The organism is Johannesbaptistia floridana (assembly GCF_057440575.1).
Genome location: NZ_JALKVM010000199.1, coordinates 1 through 15,397 on the forward strand (window position 1 = coordinate 1; position 15,397 = coordinate 15,397).

17 protein-coding genes and 1 tRNA gene are annotated in these 15,397 nt (G+C 36.7%); 4 read left to right on the forward strand and 14 right to left on the reverse strand.

Annotated features, from left to right (window positions below):
- Nucleotides 1-246: 246 nt before the first annotated feature.
- The 10 genes from MW688_RS13220 to MW688_RS13265 form a co-directional block, all read right to left on the reverse strand.
- On the reverse strand, nt 247-597 hold the full coding sequence (locus MW688_RS13220; protein WP_486736477.1) for a DUF1257 domain-containing protein: 351 nt from the start codon (nt 595-597) through the stop codon (nt 247-249).
- Between the two features lie 113 nt (nt 598-710).
- Nucleotides 711-2,237, reverse strand: coding sequence for a stress-responsive protein Ycf46 (gene ycf46 / locus MW688_RS13225; protein WP_486736478.1), 1,527 nt, complete (start codon nt 2,235-2,237; stop codon nt 711-713).
- A 108-nt stretch (nt 2,238-2,345) separates the two neighbouring features.
- Nucleotides 2,346-2,759 (reverse strand): slr0373 family blue light stress response protein, encoded by a 414-nt coding sequence (locus MW688_RS13230; protein WP_486736491.1) that lies wholly within the window; start codon nt 2,757-2,759, stop codon nt 2,346-2,348.
- 126 nt (nt 2,760-2,885) lie between these two features.
- Nucleotides 2,886-4,049, reverse strand: a complete 1,164-nt coding sequence (locus MW688_RS13235) for a DegT/DnrJ/EryC1/StrS family aminotransferase (RefSeq protein ID WP_486736479.1) — start codon at nt 4,047-4,049, stop codon at nt 2,886-2,888.
- A gap of 15 nt (nt 4,050-4,064) precedes the next feature.
- Complete coding sequence (locus MW688_RS13240; RefSeq protein WP_486736492.1) at nt 4,065-4,739, reverse strand: potassium channel family protein; 675 nt, start codon at nt 4,737-4,739, stop codon at nt 4,065-4,067.
- Nucleotides 4,740-4,820: 81 nt separating this feature from the next.
- On the reverse strand, nt 4,821-6,164 hold the full coding sequence (locus tag MW688_RS13245; protein ID WP_486736480.1) for a TrkH family potassium uptake protein: 1,344 nt from the start codon (nt 6,162-6,164) through the stop codon (nt 4,821-4,823).
- 11 nt (nt 6,165-6,175) lie between these two features.
- Nucleotides 6,176-7,327, reverse strand: coding sequence for a glycosyltransferase family 4 protein (locus MW688_RS13250; protein ID WP_486736481.1), 1,152 nt, complete (start codon nt 7,325-7,327; stop codon nt 6,176-6,178).
- A 144-nt stretch (nt 7,328-7,471) separates the two neighbouring features.
- Nucleotides 7,472-8,266, reverse strand: a complete 795-nt coding sequence (locus tag MW688_RS13255; RefSeq protein WP_486736482.1) for an ABC transporter permease — start codon at nt 8,264-8,266, stop codon at nt 7,472-7,474.
- A gap of 18 nt (nt 8,267-8,284) precedes the next feature.
- Nucleotides 8,285-9,682, reverse strand: a complete 1,398-nt coding sequence (locus MW688_RS13260) for a hemolysin family protein (RefSeq protein ID WP_486736493.1) — start codon at nt 9,680-9,682, stop codon at nt 8,285-8,287.
- Nucleotides 9,683-9,826: 144 nt separating this feature from the next.
- Nucleotides 9,827-10,141 carry a hypothetical protein gene (locus tag MW688_RS13265; RefSeq protein WP_486736483.1) on the reverse strand — a complete coding sequence of 105 codons (315 nt, stop codon included), beginning with the start codon at nt 10,139-10,141 and terminating at the stop codon, nt 9,827-9,829.
- Between the two features lie 80 nt (nt 10,142-10,221).
- On the opposite strand from MW688_RS13265, the gene MW688_RS13270 reads away from it, so the two are divergent.
- A tRNA-Ile gene (locus tag MW688_RS13270) sits at nt 10,222-10,294 on the forward strand.
- A 78-nt stretch (nt 10,295-10,372) separates the two neighbouring features.
- Here MW688_RS13270 and MW688_RS13275 read toward each other — a convergent pair.
- The gene (locus tag MW688_RS13275) at nt 10,373-10,831 is read right to left on the reverse strand and encodes a hypothetical protein (protein WP_486736484.1); all 459 of its coding nucleotides are present in this window, start codon (nt 10,829-10,831) and stop codon (nt 10,373-10,375) included.
- 66 nt (nt 10,832-10,897) lie between these two features.
- On the opposite strand from MW688_RS13275, the gene pyrE reads away from it, so the two are divergent.
- The 3 genes from pyrE to MW688_RS13290 all read left to right on the forward strand — a co-directional run bounded on the left by pyrE (nt 10,898) and on the right by MW688_RS13290 (nt 13,978).
- Entirely contained in the window at nt 10,898-11,497 is a 600-nt protein-coding gene (pyrE, locus tag MW688_RS13280) for an orotate phosphoribosyltransferase (RefSeq protein WP_486736485.1), read from the forward strand.
- A 70-nt stretch (nt 11,498-11,567) separates the two neighbouring features.
- Nucleotides 11,568-12,053, forward strand: coding sequence for a hypothetical protein (locus tag MW688_RS13285; protein WP_486736486.1), 486 nt, complete (start codon nt 11,568-11,570; stop codon nt 12,051-12,053).
- A 272-nt stretch (nt 12,054-12,325) separates the two neighbouring features.
- Nucleotides 12,326-13,978 carry a GldG family protein gene (locus MW688_RS13290; protein ID WP_486736487.1) on the forward strand — a complete coding sequence of 551 codons (1,653 nt, stop codon included), beginning with the start codon at nt 12,326-12,328 and terminating at the stop codon, nt 13,976-13,978.
- Between the two features lie 3 nt (nt 13,979-13,981).
- Here MW688_RS13290 and MW688_RS13295 read toward each other — a convergent pair whose 3' ends face one another.
- From MW688_RS13295 to MW688_RS13305, 3 genes are all read right to left on the reverse strand, one after another.
- Nucleotides 13,982-14,137: a hypothetical protein gene (locus MW688_RS13295; protein WP_486736488.1), complete on the reverse strand. Its 156-nt coding sequence runs from the start codon at nt 14,135-14,137 to the stop codon at nt 13,982-13,984.
- A 121-nt stretch (nt 14,138-14,258) separates the two neighbouring features.
- Nucleotides 14,259-14,642, reverse strand: a complete 384-nt coding sequence (locus tag MW688_RS13300) for a GAF domain-containing protein (protein ID WP_486736489.1) — start codon at nt 14,640-14,642, stop codon at nt 14,259-14,261.
- Nucleotides 14,643-14,867: 225 nt separating this feature from the next.
- Nucleotides 14,868-15,397 (reverse strand): zinc ribbon domain-containing protein (locus MW688_RS13305; protein ID WP_486736490.1); only part of this gene is annotated, 530 nt, incomplete at its 5' end.

The window sequence follows — 15,397 nt, forward strand, 5'->3', positions numbered from 1 at the left end:
CTTTTGCAAGCCCCCACTATAATCGGTACTCCGATTATAGTGGTGGGATGTTGACTGGTCTCTCAGTAATTTTTCTCAACCATATATTTTTCAACAAGAAATTTCTGTTTATTTAGTTACACTTTCCCCTTGTAGTGTAGCGAATCTAGGGAAAAGAGATGATTAACCAAGTAAAGCATAAAAAAAAGGGTCACCCGAGACTGGGTTAACCCATTTTTTTATTTAAATCAGTTTATTAGATTGCTCTTACTGAACAACGACTTTAACGTTAGCATTTTGCAGTCCACGTTGCTTAACTTCTGAGAGAGTTTTGTTTACTGCGTATTTTTGGTTGATAGAGTTAATCAATTCAGTTTGATTGTGTTTTTTAGCAACACCCCAAAGATCTGCGATAAGATCAAAGGAACCGTCACTATTGCGAGACCAACCTAAATCGTAATCTCCTTCTAAAGTTGCAACGATTTCAGCACGAACTCGTTGACCATTGTAACCACGGACATCAGCTTCATTTTTAACACTGATTCCTAGGTCGCGCAAGGAAGCTTGAAGAATTTCAGCATCGGTGATTTTAGTACGAAGAGTGCTGAAGTGGGACATTGAGATTTCCTCCTGATAGAATGAATTTAAACAACAACGTTTGTTTTTATGGTTTTGAAACTGCTAGCAAGTCGCTAGCCTTTCTGCTGTGTAAGTCAACAGTAGAAAGCCTGTTAGAACTCCAATCGCTGGTATTCAGCGACGGAGGCTGAGGCAGGACGCGCCCTCTGTCCGGCCCAATCTCTTAGGGCGCTAACCTGCTCAGTCATTGTCCGGGACAAAGGTAGAGTCGCCTTGATTTCTGCAATGATATCAAGTTGACTAAATTCACGGTCTTGAGCAAAAGCATCATACATTGCTGCTACTACCGCCTGTTCTATCTCTGCCCCAGAGAAACCTTCTGACACCTTAGCTAATTGTGCTATATCGAAGCGGCTAATATCTGAGCGACGTTTAGCTAGGTGAATATTGAATATGTCTTCCCTTTCTTGTGGTGTTGGAAGATCTACAAAGAATATTTCGTCAAAGCGTCCTTTTCTTAAAAACTCTCCTGGGAGTCTTTCGACGCGGTTGGCTGTTGCCATTACAAATACTGGTGATGTTTTCTCTTGCATCCAGGTTAAGAAAGAGCCGAAGATTCTACTAGATGTTCCTCCATCTGAATCTGCTGAACCTGTACCCCCGGCAAAAGCTTTATCTAGTTCATCTATAAAGAGTATTGCTGGTGAGATAGATTCGGCTGTTTTCAGCGCGTTACGCAGATTCGCTTCAGATCGCCCCACCATTGAGCCATCATATACTCTGCCCATATCTAGACGTAGTATGGGTAATCCCCACAACCTAGAGGTTGTTTTGGCGATCATCGATTTACCACACCCTGGTACACCTAGAATTAGCATTCCTTTGGGTTGAGGTAGTCCATATTCTCTCGCTCTTTCTGTAAAAGCATCTGCTCTTTGTTTAAGCCAGCGCTTTAATTCCTCTAAACCACCTATACTATCTATGGTTTCATCTTCTTCTATATACTCTAAAATACCATTACGACGAATTAATTGTTTTTTCTCAGTAAGAATTATCTCTACCTCTGATTCCGTTAAGCGTCCTGCTTTTACCAGTGCTTTACGATAAACTTTTTCTGCTTCGTCTTTAGTCAATCCTAGAGCTGCCTTGAGAAGCTTTTCTCTAACTTCGGTAGTGGTGCGCTTTCCTTTTGTTTTCTCCAATTGAGTTTTCTCCAATTGATTGGATAAAACTTGATTTAATTCTCCCATATTGGGTAAAGGAAAGTCTAAAACTACTGTATCCTTCTCAAGTTCTATGGGTACGCTTTGCAAAGGCGACATCAAAATTATAATCTTTTCTGTTCCTTTGAAACTGGCGATCGCATCTCTTAACCAGCGTGTTGTCGGTGGCGCTTCTATGAAGGCATGTAAGTCCTTAAATACATATATTCCCGGGTCTCTTTGCCTAATTGTCCACTCTATTGCTGCTTCTGGTGAAACAGTATTGTGCTGGGTTGTCTGCTTCGGCTGACCATATTCAACGATTCCATGGGTTACCGTCCACACATACATACGTCGATGCTGATTTATTTTTTGCGCTATTTTATTTATTTCATGCTCTGCTCGTTCTTCTTCCGAGGTTACAAGATAAATTAAGGGATATTGCGCTTCTATTAGTACACTTAGTTCTTCTTTCATATCATCGACCCTGCTCTAAACGGCTTTTCCATTGATTTCGCTGTTGTTGATGGTCATCTACTTAGTATTACTTACTTAAAGTTACTTACTTTACTTAGTATTATTTACTTAGCAGTGAACAAGTTTTTCTTGTTCTTTTGTTTCTGTTAGTCTACTTTCGTTTCCTTTACTTTCGCCCTGACTTTGTTGGGCTTTATTTTCGGCTTTACTCTTGTTATTAACCGTTTCGGTTATTTCTATTGGAAAACCCTCCTCTATTACACTGGGTTGATTTTTCAGTGATACCATTTCCCCTTCTTTTAATACCATTGCGGCATTACATTCTGGACAAACGTGTACTTGATGAGTTTTTCCGTGATTATTTCCTCCGGTTTCTTCTACTATGTCAGAGTGTTTTATATAAAAGCTTACTGCTTTTTCTACTAATGCTGACATAGATTCTGAGTCTATTGCTGATCTTATTTTCAGTTGACGGTGTAAACCTGGTGGAATGTACAGTGTTATTTTTTGCTTTTCTTGCATTTTAACTTTTACTTCTTGTACCCGGGTATTGATTTTTAGAATAACGTGCTTTTTTTTTTCTGTCAAGCTGTTTTACCATTTTGACAGCATTTTCGTTACATAACTTTACATATTTATCAAAAGAGATTAGGATTTAAAGAACTCAAACACAGTCCCACAGACGGTTTCAATCGTCTCGCTGCTAATTTCAGGCCAAATAGGCAAACTCAAAACCTGAGTAGCCAATAACTCGCTCACAGAAAATTGAGGATATTGGTTAGCATAAACAGGCAATTGGTGCAAAGGAACAGGATAATAAGTCATACTGCTAATACCGAAGGTATGAAGATATTCTTGAAGAGGATCTCGGTTGTGTTCGGCAATTTTAAGAGTATATTGATGGAATACATGACCTTTTTCCAGGTTAGGAGTAATAATTTCAGGAATATCCTGGAGGAGTTGATTATATTTACTAGCAACTTGGTATCTTTTTTGATTCCAGGTATCAACGTAGGGAAGTTTGACCCTCAAGATACTAGCTTGTAGACTATCTAAGCGAGAATTGTAGCCAAGTATCTCATTACGATATCGATGCTTGCTACCGTGTACACGCAACATAGAAGCTAATTCAGCCACGGAAGAATCATCTGTAACAATCAAGCCGCCATCGCCATAAGCACCGAGATTTTTAGTAGGAAAAAAAGAAAAAGCGCCGAGATGACCAATTGTCCCTACATACTTACCTGTGAGGTTTTCTCTAGTAGTAGATTGACAATCATCTTGACAGGAGTAGCAATCAGCATAATAGCGGGCGCCAAAAGCCTGGGCACAATCTTCTATAATTAACAGTTGGTATTGATGAGCAATTTCTGTAATTTTTGCCATAGCAGCGGGACAGCCATAGAGATGGACAGGCATGATGGCTTTAGTTTTTTTAGTAATAGCCTTTAAAATCTTTTGAGGGTCAAGATTAAAAGTATGGGGATCAATATCTGCAAATACGGGTACAGCGCCTATATTGCTAATTGATTCAGCCGTAGCTACAAAGGAAAAGGGAGTAGTAATCACTTCATCTCCCGGGGCTATTCCTAAAGCCCTCATGCCAATCATCAAGGCATCTGTCCCAGAATTAACGCCAATAGCATGTTTTACGCCTAGATAGTTAGCCACTGCCTCTTCAAATTGCTTAACCTCAGAACCCAGAATAAATTGACCCGAGGTAAGTACACGAGCGATCGCCTCATCTATTTCCCCTTTGATGTTTTGATATTGTTGAGTGAGGTCTAATATCGGTATTTTCTTTTGACTCATATTCATCTTTTCGTTTTATATTGGTAGCTTTTTGATTGCCTTATTAGAACCAACTACTACCATAGTTAGTCCTTCATAGAGATATTGATTTGGAGGTGGAGTAATCACAAATTTCTCTTTGTCTGTCAAATCTGCCACCGCTATAATATTTAAGCCGTAACGCTTACGAATTTCTAATTCAGCGAGAGTTTTATTATGAAATTCTGAAGGTACAGCAATTTCTACGATGCTATGTTCAGGATCTAGCTCAAAGCGGTCAAGAATTGCTGGTTTTGTCAAAGTATAAGCTAAAGTTTTGCCTGCGTCATGTTCTGGAAAAATCACTAGATCTGCGCCTACTTTTTTGAGTAACTTGCCGTGAATTTCCGAAGAAGCTTTAGCTACCACTTGTTCTACTCCTGCTTCTTTGAGATTGAGAGTAGTCACGATACTCTCTTGTAAATAATTTCCAATCGCCACAATTACTGTATCAAACTCAAAAATTCCTGCTTGTTTTAAAGCAGTTGGCTGTGTAGAATCTAATTGGACTGCATTAGAAGCCTGTTGATCTTGTAAAACTTGAGCTACTCTCTTTTCATCTATATCGGTACCGATTACTTCATAACCGAGACTATGTAGAGTTTGACACACAGAACGACCAAAACGACCTAAGCCGATTATCGCAAATTGTCTGCGAAGGTCTCGGCGCATGTTGTTAAATATTTTCAGAGAGCTTAAATTAACCACATTATTTACCTTATTTTGAGCTTATTTATGGGTATATCAATCAATTTAACCAACTAACAAATTTTCCGAGGGATATTGCACGATATTGGGACGAGTTTCCCCAACAATTGCTGCCATAAAAAGTATAACCCCTACGCGACCGACATACATAGTAAAAATTAAAACTAGTTGGGATAGAGAAGATAATTTGGCTGTGATGCCTGTAGATAAACCTACGGTAGCAAAGGCAGAAATTGACTCAAATAAAATTTCAATAAAATTAACTCCTCTTCCTTCAAATATAGAAATTAGTAGAGTAGTTATCACTACCATAGTTAGAGAGCCAAAAACCACCGCCGTGGCTTTCAAAATAAGAGATATCGGCACTTCCCGACGATACATTACCAACTCTTCTTGCCCTTTTAGCACAGAACGAGTAGCATTGAATAAGATTCTCACCGTAGTAGTTTTAATACCTCCACCAGTGCCGCCAGGACTTGCGCCGATAAACATAAAAGCCATAGTTAAAAATAAACTGGCAGTAGTCATAGCGCCAATATCAATAGTATTAAAACCCGCGGTTCTAGTTGTCATTGAGTGAAACCAAGCCGCTAAAATCTTGTCTGATATGGTTAAGGGAGCGAGTGTATCAATATTTCTATGCTCAGAAAAGAAAAACAACACAGTACCCAAAAGTAACAACAACAAAGTAGTACTAGTTACTACTTTAAAATTAAGAGAAAAAATAAATCTATCGGTTTTTTGTTTAAAAAGACTGATAAACCAAACATACATAGTGATAATTACTTGGTAACCAAGACCACCAAAAATTACCAGCATAGAAATAGTTATATTGATTAAAATAGAAGAGCGATAACTAGAGAGACTATCAGAAAAGAGACTAAAACCTGCATTATTCCAAGCACTAATACTATGAAAAGTAGAGTACCATAGAGCTTGTTTAAACTCATATTCTTGTACAAAGAGAAAGTGATAAAGCATTAAAAAAGTTCCAGTTAACTCGAACACAACAGTGGTGGCGAGAATCGAAATTAATAAGTTATTACTCCCTTGTAAAAAAGGACGGTCAAAAGATTCACCAAGAGCTAGTTTTTGTCTTAAATCACAACGATTTTTAAAGAGTAAAATTAAAAAAGTCATGGTAGTCATATAACCCAAACCACCAACTTGAATTAATACTAAGATAAATAATTCTCCCCAAAAAGAGAAGTAAGTACCAGTGTCGGCGATACTTAGTCCAGTAACGCAAACAGCAGAAGTTGCTGTAAATAAAGCAATAATGGGATCATTCCAGTCTCCAGAACTAGTAGAAATTGGTAATAGTAATAAAAAAGTTCCAATAGTAATTAGTGTCAGAAAGCCGAGACAAATAGTACGGGTGATGCTCATAAAATTACAATCTAAGATAAATGAGTGAACTGAAATTTACGATCTTTTAATACTTCAGTATATACTTTTTCTAAACGAGTAATGTTATTACTAAGGGTGTAACGTTCTAATACTCTTTGTCTAGCTTTTATTTGTAGAGATTTAATTAGTTCTGGTTGATCTCGTAATATAGGTAATAAAGTTTTTAATTGTGTAGTAACTTCTTTGGTATCAAGCACTACTCCCGCTCCTCCTTCAATTACTTCTCCATCGGCGCCAGTATTAGTCGCCACACAGGCAACTCCACAAGCCATAGCTTCTAGTAAAGATAGTGATAAACCTTCTACTAAAGAGGGGAGGATAAAAACATCAGCACCCCGCAGAATTTCGATGCGTCTTTGTTCATCATCAACAAAACCTAACCAGATAACCCCATCAGCTTCACCATAACTTAGTTTTAAACAAGGTGCCAAAGTTCCATCTCCCACCATTACTAATTTAGCTTCTTCGCCAAGTTGGCAATGTTTCCAAGCTTTGAGTAAAGCGGCAATATTTTTTTCTGTAGCAATTCTCCCTTGATAAACAAAAAGATGTTTAGCTTTTAACTCTTGTTTAATTGTGGAAACTCCCGGAGAATATTTAATTGTATCTACTCCATTGGGAATAATTACTAGTCTTTTTGGGTTAACCCCCATTTTGATTAATAGGTCTCTTTGAAGACGAGAAAACACGATGACTCGGTCATATTGAGCTAAAAATGGAGCATACAATTGATAGGCCAGAAATTGAGTACTAGCTTTAAAATTACGTAATTTTTGTTGATCAAAAGCCGGGTGAAATGTCGCTACTAAAGGAAGGTTAAGAGATTGACATATTTCTGGTAATAAGAAGTCTAGAGGGGATAAAGTTAGTGAAGCATGAACTAAATCCGGTTGCAGTTGCTGAAGAGATTGTTTTAGTACTTTACTAGAATGTAAAGTAGGAATTGTGTAGACTTGGGACTTATAAATAAATGGTAGAGGTACTTCTTTACAGTCGCCATTGATTGATAAATGAGAATTTTCTTCGGCAAAATGTAAAAAACTAACTCGATGATTCCTTTCTAGTAAAGCCTTTGTTATTTCTTTACTGTAAGTTACGTTACCACAAAAAGGTGATTTTTTTCCTAACCAAGCAATATGCATTCAATGATTTAACTTCACGCCCTGATTATCTTTTTGTTCTTGAATGAGAATAACCTAATTATAGTGACCTGGTCAATAGAATTCTGGCAACAAGTCAGCTTTTAGGAATTCGACCTTCGTTAATTGGGAAAATTTAAAGCTTTTTTAACGATCATATCGTAAAGCCTCAATAGACTTGGTAGTTAAAAATATCCCTAAAATTATATAGCTAAGTAATAAAATTAGACTACTAGTACTAAAAATTCCTCGAATAAAATTATCATAGTGCTTGAGTAGAGATAAATGAGCAATGATTTTCCCGAAAACGCCTCCTAAATTATTGCCAATTAAATCAATTATCCAGAGTATTAGAACTACAGCAAAGGTAAATAAAGCAGCTATCAAATTACTTTGAGTTAGAGAAGAGATAAACATTCCCAAGGATAAAACCGCAGTTGCTAATAACATTAAGCCTAAATAGGCTAGAAGTCTAATCATGGGGGGAAATGGTGGATTGGTGGCATTCAAGATAATCATTTCATAAATTACTATGGGTATGATTAATGTAAAAAAAAATATAACTACTCCTAGCAGTTTACCAATAGCCACAGCCAGGTTACTAAGAGGAGAAGTAGACAACAGTTCCAGAGTCCCGAGTCTTCTTTCTTCAGCATATAAACCCATAGAAAGCAAAGGTAACATAAAGAGAATCAAAGTACCCATGATATTAAAAAAATCTCCGAAGAAGATATAAGCCACATCAATGGGAGGTAGAGTCAATCCCATTTGTTCTCTTTTAGCGACTTCTTGAAGAATACCGCCTTCTTCAAAGAGAATAAACACGAAAAAGTAACCAGAAATTAACCAAAAAATGCCAGCAATACTATAAGCTAAGGGAGAAGCAAAATAGCTAGAGAGTTCTTTACGGCAGATAGCAAGAATATTTACTATTAATTTCATTGATTTAACCAGAAATAATTAAGGGAGATCGCCGTTGCTAGAGATTGATTCTTCGGCGGCTTGCCCATTATTTTTACTTAATTCGGGAGGAGAGACTCGGCGATGAATACGGATCAGATCTAAACGTGGACCTGAAGCTTTTTCTATAGTCAATTCTAGATTTTGGTAGTTAAGAACTTCTCCTTGGTTGGGAATTCTTTGCCATTGGTATAAAATAAATCCTCCTAAGGTTTGATATTCATCAGTCAAAGGAAAATCTAACCCCAAAAACTCGTTAAGATCTTCTAAATTTATTTGCGCTTTGACTAAAAATGTACGTTCGTCGTAGATTTCTATTTCAGATTCGGTGCGATTATTTCTGTCTCGCTGATCCCCGATTATTTCTGAGACGAGATCTTGTAGAGTTACTAAACCCGAAGTACCACCATAGTCATCTAATAGCATAACCATTTTCAGACCAGATCGCTGCATGAGTTTTAATAAATCACTAAGAAGAGTTGATTCTGGTAAAAATCGTACTGGTTTCATCCAAGGTTCTAGAGGTGTATCAAAGGTTAATTCCCCTTCAGCTAGGGGGGAGGCGAGATCTTTTAAATCAATCATCCCTTGGATATCATCGAGAGAGTCTCCGGTCATAGGATAACGAGAATGGCGAGTCTTTGCTACTTCTTCGAGTAAAGTTTTATAGGTAGCTGTTTTAGCAATTGCCCTTAATTCAGTTCTTGGGACCATCACTTCATAGGCTTGAACGTCACCAAATTCGATCACATTTTCGAGTAGTTCTCTTTCTTTTACTTCTAATCCTGTGGATTCTCTGGCTGTATTGATAATCAGTCTTAGTTCTTCTGGTGTTACCTGGTTATACCATCTTTGACCTGTATATTCAATGCCGAGTAATTTGAGTAGATAGCGAGTAGATTGATTTAAAATCCAGATTAGAGGGTTAAACAAACGAGCGATCGCCATACTAGGTGCCCCTAAAATTCGCGCCAGTTTTTCTGAGTATAATAGAGCTACTGATTTAGGACATAACTCTCCCAAGACAATTTGCAGATAAACAGTTATCAAAAAGGCTATAGGTATGGTCAGAGAATGGGCAACTATTGTGGTCATCTCAGAATTTAGAGGAATCTTCGAGATTAACATTTGCACAAAAACCACCATAGTATCTTCTCCTATCCAACCCAAAGCCAAACTCGACAGTGTAATACCTAGTTGAGTAGTAGAAAGTAGGCGATCAATACTGCGCTGCCAAGATTGAACTGTTTGGGCTTGGAGATCTCCTGCTGCCACCAATTGTGTAATTCTTGAGCTTCTTACGGAAACAATTGAAAATTCTGCCGTTACAAAGAAAGCATTAATAGCAATCAATAAAAATACAGATAATAACCTTAATAATATATCTGAGGTAGCCATCGCTGTGTTCATTATCCTGCCTTAGAAACGAACATAGTTTTTTTTCCCCAGGTTTCACATTTATGAAGCACATATTCCCTTATTTTTTGCCTTAGTTTCTTGTACCTCAGCAAAGTAAAAAACTTTATGATAGCTAAAAATAAGTTAAATTTCATTAGATCCAGACACTTTCTCCGTTTTTGATTCAGTACTAGTCTCAATTGATTGATTTTTTTGCAATTCTATATAATTATTTACCTTCAGCAGCACCTCTTGTTCGGAGATTAACTTTTGATTATTTACTGATTTTACCCCTGAAGATTGATTCCGTTTGATTTCTGGATCTTGTACTTGTGATAATGATTTTTGGCCAATCTTATAGGAGAATATCCCTGAGGCTGTCCCCAAGGCGATAATCAAACCTAACCAAGCTAGGATCAAGCAGAAAGTCAAGTTGATTTTGCTTTTCAGAGAATTCATATTTTTTTTATTCAACTTAATGTTTTATTTACTTTCTTTTATGCTATTATAATAAAAGTGAGTTAATAAATCTTACTTAACCAGGGTTGGCCGAGCGGTTTAGGCAACAAACTCATAATTTGTGCGAGGCAGGTTCAACTCCTGCACCCTGGATTGAAGGGCATTATATATTATAAGTTTAATGCCCTAAAAACTTTCAAAATCTTGGTTTTCCGATCTGCTCACAGAACATCAAGGAGTAAGGGGTTCAATATAACCAGGATTGGTCAGTATAGACTCTTGATAGGGATTAGGTAAGTTTCTAGTTCTCAGAGGTTCAGATATAGTCATCTGTTGTAAATAATCCTTCGTTAAAATTTCCAGTATAGAGGCATCTTTGGCAATCTGATTTTCAGGAAATTGGTCGTATCCCAAAATTATATTAAACTGATTGGGAACAGAAACACTTCTAAAAAAATCACCACTATGTTGAATGTAAGCACGATAAAATTGTTCTTGTATACTTTCTGTCTGAGTAAATTCTTCTTTTAGAGGTTCCATATTATCTGTTGCTTGGGTAGATTGTTGGGTAGATGGTTTCGTAGAACTTCCCTCTAAAGATTCAAGGGTTTCTGCTTGAGCAAAATTACTCATTCCGTTCACACCTACTAAAGTTGCTAAAGTTAATAGGAAACTTAAAGACTTTTTCATAATGCTTTTTCATGTTTATAATGTCTTGACACTATTTTAACTGAATAATTGTTAATTACCCGAAAAATGTACTCAAACTTAACTTCTACTTTTGCCAACGCTAATTTAACCGATTTACGTGCTTTACTTTTAGACCTATTTTGTCAACAAGCATACAAAGAGGGAGATTTTGTTCTCTCCTCGGGACAACGTAGTACTTATTATATCAATAGTAAAGAAATCACCTTAAGTGCCTTAGGTGCCTTAGCTGTGGGTCGAATATTGCTCCATAAGCTTCCCCCAAACACACAGGCTGTAGCGGGTTTAACCCTAGGCGCCGATCCCATTGTTACAGCAGTAAGTGTGATTTCAGCTTTAGAAAACAAACCCATACCAGGTTTAATTGTACGCAAACAAAGCAAAGGTCATGGGACTCAAGCTTATATAGAAGGTCCATCCCTAGCAGATAATTCCCTGGTTGTTGTGTTAGAAGATGTAGTTACCACAGGACGTTCAGCGATGCAGGCTGTGGAACGCTTACGAGAAGCGGGTTACCGAGTTTCTGATGTAATTGCTTTAGTCGATCGCCAACAGGGAGGAGAAGAATTTTACCAGGCACAAGGGCTCAATTTTCTTTCAGTTTTTACTATTACAGAAATTCAACACAAAGCTAGACAAATAACTTAACATTTATTGATATTAATGAGGTGATTTCTAAGTTAAGCTAGTAGAAGAGAGAGAAATCTGAGGTGATTTTATGAATACAGCTTCTAATCGTAATTTTTACTCACTAAATTGGTCAACATTTGCGATTTTAACTTTGGCTTTTTGGATAAGTGGAATAACTATTTTAGACTTAGTAATTATTCCTAGTTTGTCTTCAGCGGGAATGATGACTCAAGGGGGTTTTGCCAGCGCTGGTTATTTAATGTTCGGCATTTTTAACCACATAGAACTGATTTGTGCTGGAATTATTCTGACAGCAATTTTAAGTTATCAATATTTGCAACAAAAAATCAATGTGCCATTAATTGTAGTAGCAGTCACTTTGTTAGCAATTACCCTGATAGATACTTATTCATTAACACCTCAAATGAGTGGGTTAGGAATATCTCTAAATTTATTTGAAGGCCAAGAAATTATGTCTCCAATGATGGTGTATCTACATGAAGGTTACTGGAGTTTAGAAATAGTCAAAATCTTATCAGCAGGTTTTTTACTATTTAATTGCTATAAAAAATGAATTTCTGAGCTTGGTAATCATCAGCATTTACAGATCAGAGATAGTTAATGAATTACAAAAGTAAGAACAATAACAGTCAAGCCCCTTACTATCGGTAGGGGTGTTTTATTGTTTATATAGCGTTTTTCCGTCTACTGAGAAAGGTTAAAGGATTAGCAAGGAACAAAAAAAATGTAACTCATGAGTATGGGAATTGCTATAGAAAAAATTTAAGTGTTTATAAAATGATCATATTATAGATGTGGCAGTATATTAGGCGGTTAATCTCAAATATGAGATATTCAAAATATTTATATATATTAGGATTATTAATAATACTTCTAGGGTCAATATTAGGGATGGTGTATCAAATTTGGTTCCCAATTCCTCTTTACTTAATAATCTTAGGCTTAGTAATGATTAGTATCTGGTTAATAATATATCTTCCTATTAGATATTTATATATACTAGGACTACTAATAATACTTATAGGATTAATCCTGAAGATAGTATATCAAGTTTCGCCACCAATTCCTAACTCCTTGATCGCTATAGGCTTAATCATGCTTGGTATCTGGTTATTAGCTCGTCTTCCTATTACTGAGAAATTTTGGCAGAAGCGTTCTACAAAAGTAAGTACTAAAGCAATTGTGACCACAAGTATATTTATAGGTATATTAGTATGTATAAATTTTTTAGTAGTTAGTTATGAAGTAAGAATTGATTTAACAGAAAATCAACTATATACTCTCTCACCTCAATCCCAAGCAGTATTAAACAGTTTAGAAAAACCAGTAAAAATCTGGGTATTTGAAGCACAAGCTAATCCGGAAGATCAAGCCTTGTTAACTAATTATAGTCGTGAGAATCCCAAGTTAAGCTTTGAGTTTGTAAATCCACAAATGCAACCACAACTAGCTAATCAATTTAAAATTAGTTCTTCAGGAGAGGTATATATAGAATATGAGAATCAACGCAAATTAGTACAAAAAGTTAGTCAAGAAGAACGTCTCCTGGAAGCTAAACTAACTACAGCGATCGCCAACATTGATCGCATTCCACCAAATTTCACCCTTTATTTTATCACAGGACATGGGGAACCGGAATTAACGGAAGTAGCTGGGGGGTTATCAGAAGCAGTCAACAGTTTACAAAATCTTGGCTATCAAGTGAAAACTTTGAATTTAGCTAAAGTCTCGAAAATTCCTGAAGATGCCAGAGGCTTAATTTTGGTTAGTCCTAAAAAAAAGCTGATACCAGGAGAAAGCAAAGCATTAAGAGATTATTTACAAAAACAAGGTAGATTACTACTGATGTTAGAACCAGACACAGATCCTGGTTTAGAAGAATTGCTCAAAGATTGGGGGATACAACTAGACGAAAGATTAGTTATTGATGTTTCTAATACTAATAGCTTAGTAGGTTTTGGGCCAGCTACAGTAATCATCACTAGATACGGAAGCCACCCAATTACCGATGCCTTTGGCAATGAAATGTCGATATATCATTTAGCTAGACCAATTAGTACGAAACAGTTACCAGATGTTCAAGCGGTGGCTTTATTAATCACAGAGGAACAAACTTGGGCTGAAACTCAATTAGATGAGGAGGAGATAGAATTTAATGAACAAGAAGATATACCAGGACCTATAGATATAGGAGTAGCCTTAACTCGTGATAACTCTCGTTTGGTAATTTTCGGTAATGCTAATTTTGCCACTAATGGTTGGTTTAGCCAACAACTCAATAGTGATGTATTTCTCAATACTGTTAGTTGGTTAATTGGAGACGAAGATGCTATTTTGTCTATTAGTCCCAAACAACCTCAAAATCGGCGTATTAATCTAACATTAATACAAACAGGTATTCTTGGTTGGTTAGCTTTAGTTATTGTCCCGATCTTGGGATTTTTAGTAGCGGTAGTTACTTGGTGGCGCCGAAGATGATAATTAATAACACTCATCTTCTATAAGAAGATTACCGTCTACATTGTCTTGTTTTCCTAACAAGATTTGAGAAACATCAGGGAAATGTTCTCGCATACAGACATGACAAACTCCATGGGTAAAGTTTACATCATAATATTGTTGAATAAAATTTTCCACATTTGACCAATAGCCTCGGTCATTGCGTATACCTTACAATAAGAACAAATAGGCACTAAACCTTCCATAATCTTGATTTTTTCCAAAGCATCCGCTAAATGAGCAGAAACCCTTCGTAATTTTAATATGCTACCACCTGACGTGCTAGGGCTTCTAGAGTTTTTCTCTGAGATTCTGATAATTCTTTTGGTTGATGGTCAATTACACACAGAGAACCAAGTGAATGACCCCTAGGAGTAGTTAATGGTACACCTGCGTAAAAGCGTATATTGGGAGTACAAGTAACTAAAGGATTATTAACAAAACGTTCATCTTGAAGTGCATCATTTACAATCATCGTGGACTGATCGAGAATAGTGTGATTACAAAATGAGATATCACGAGGAGTTTGGTTAACATTAAGACCAACTTTTGATTTAAACCACTGTCTATCCAGATCGACAAAGCTAATTAAGGCTATAGGCACATTGCATATATATGCAGCTAAGGAAGTAATGTGCAACATTTAACCTTGACAAATCTAACTATTACTAGCTGAATCAGTCAATAGTATAGCGTCACTAGTTACAGTGAAGGTCGTTGCCGACAAAGCCTTTAACATAATGTTAAAAGCGCCGTTTGCGTCTCTTGGAGCCTGATAATTGCAGTTAGGGGTGCAATAAACTTACTCAAAATTGCCAGCGAAAGCGGAGAGCGCCTTAGAGGCTGTTTTGTGGTCAATAATCTTGAGTTATTGGGAGGCGCTCTCCGCCACTTCACAAGTTATTTGTGACCCCAAACCATTAACTGGTAAAGGCTGGCAATTTTGAGCAGGTTTTCTCTCGCGGCATTTAAATACTTTATTGCCTCCTAGTTTTTCGTGGACATGACCACAGCTAGGGCAGGTTTTAGATGTGTAAGATTCATTGCACCTGACAACTAAAACATTTTTTCTTAAGGCCATTTGTTTTAAATGCTCGGCAAATTTGTAGTGACTCCAAGTCAGCATATTTCTAGTTGATTTAGAGTTAATCTTTCTTGTTGATTTAAGAACCATGGAAGATGTTTCAAATGTTGGCAGAAATATAACTTTGTAGTTATTCACCAGGAATGCAGCTACTTTGTTATGTAAATCTTTCACCAAGTTTTTAATCTTAACTCTAATTCCGTTAGCGGCTTTACGCATTTTAAATCTTTGACGCTTAGATGTAGATTTCGCTATTTTGCTCATTAAGTTGTTTGAGTCGGTGGGTATATTACTATACCACGCCTCTCTTCCGA

What these genes read in the sequence shown, in the direction of transcription:
- MW688_RS13220 (WP_486736477.1), bottom strand. Translation starts at nt 597, where the DNA reads ATGTCCCACTTCAGCACTCTTCGTACTAAAATCACCGATGCTGAAATT.
- ycf46 (WP_486736478.1), bottom strand. Translation starts at nt 2,237, where the DNA reads ATGAAAGAAGAACTAAGTGTACTAATAGAAGCGCAATATCCCTTAATT.
- MW688_RS13230 (WP_486736491.1), bottom strand. Translation starts at nt 2,759, where the DNA reads ATGCAAGAAAAGCAAAAAATAACACTGTACATTCCACCAGGTTTACAC.
- MW688_RS13235 (WP_486736479.1), bottom strand. Translation starts at nt 4,049, where the DNA reads ATGAGTCAAAAGAAAATACCGATATTAGACCTCACTCAACAATATCAA.
- MW688_RS13240 (WP_486736492.1), bottom strand. Translation starts at nt 4,739, where the DNA reads ATGCGCCGAGACCTTCGCAGACAATTTGCGATAATCGGCTTAGGTCGT.
- MW688_RS13245 (WP_486736480.1), bottom strand. Translation starts at nt 6,164, where the DNA reads ATGAGCATCACCCGTACTATTTGTCTCGGCTTTCTGACACTAATTACT.
- MW688_RS13250 (WP_486736481.1), bottom strand. Translation starts at nt 7,327, where the DNA reads ATGCATATTGCTTGGTTAGGAAAAAAATCACCTTTTTGTGGTAACGTA.
- MW688_RS13255 (WP_486736482.1), bottom strand. Translation starts at nt 8,266, where the DNA reads ATGAAATTAATAGTAAATATTCTTGCTATCTGCCGTAAAGAACTCTCT.
- MW688_RS13260 (WP_486736493.1), bottom strand. Translation starts at nt 9,682, where the DNA reads ATGGCTACCTCAGATATATTATTAAGGTTATTATCTGTATTTTTATTG.
- MW688_RS13265 (WP_486736483.1), bottom strand. Translation starts at nt 10,141, where the DNA reads ATGAATTCTCTGAAAAGCAAAATCAACTTGACTTTCTGCTTGATCCTA.
- MW688_RS13275 (WP_486736484.1), bottom strand. Translation starts at nt 10,831, where the DNA reads ATGAAAAAGTCTTTAAGTTTCCTATTAACTTTAGCAACTTTAGTAGGT.
- pyrE (WP_486736485.1), top strand. Translation starts at nt 10,898, where the DNA reads ATGTACTCAAACTTAACTTCTACTTTTGCCAACGCTAATTTAACCGAT.
- MW688_RS13285 (WP_486736486.1), top strand. Translation starts at nt 11,568, where the DNA reads ATGAATACAGCTTCTAATCGTAATTTTTACTCACTAAATTGGTCAACA.
- MW688_RS13290 (WP_486736487.1), top strand. Translation starts at nt 12,326, where the DNA reads ATGAGATATTCAAAATATTTATATATATTAGGATTATTAATAATACTT.
- MW688_RS13300 (WP_486736489.1), bottom strand. Translation starts at nt 14,642, where the DNA reads ATGTTGCACATTACTTCCTTAGCTGCATATATATGCAATGTGCCTATA.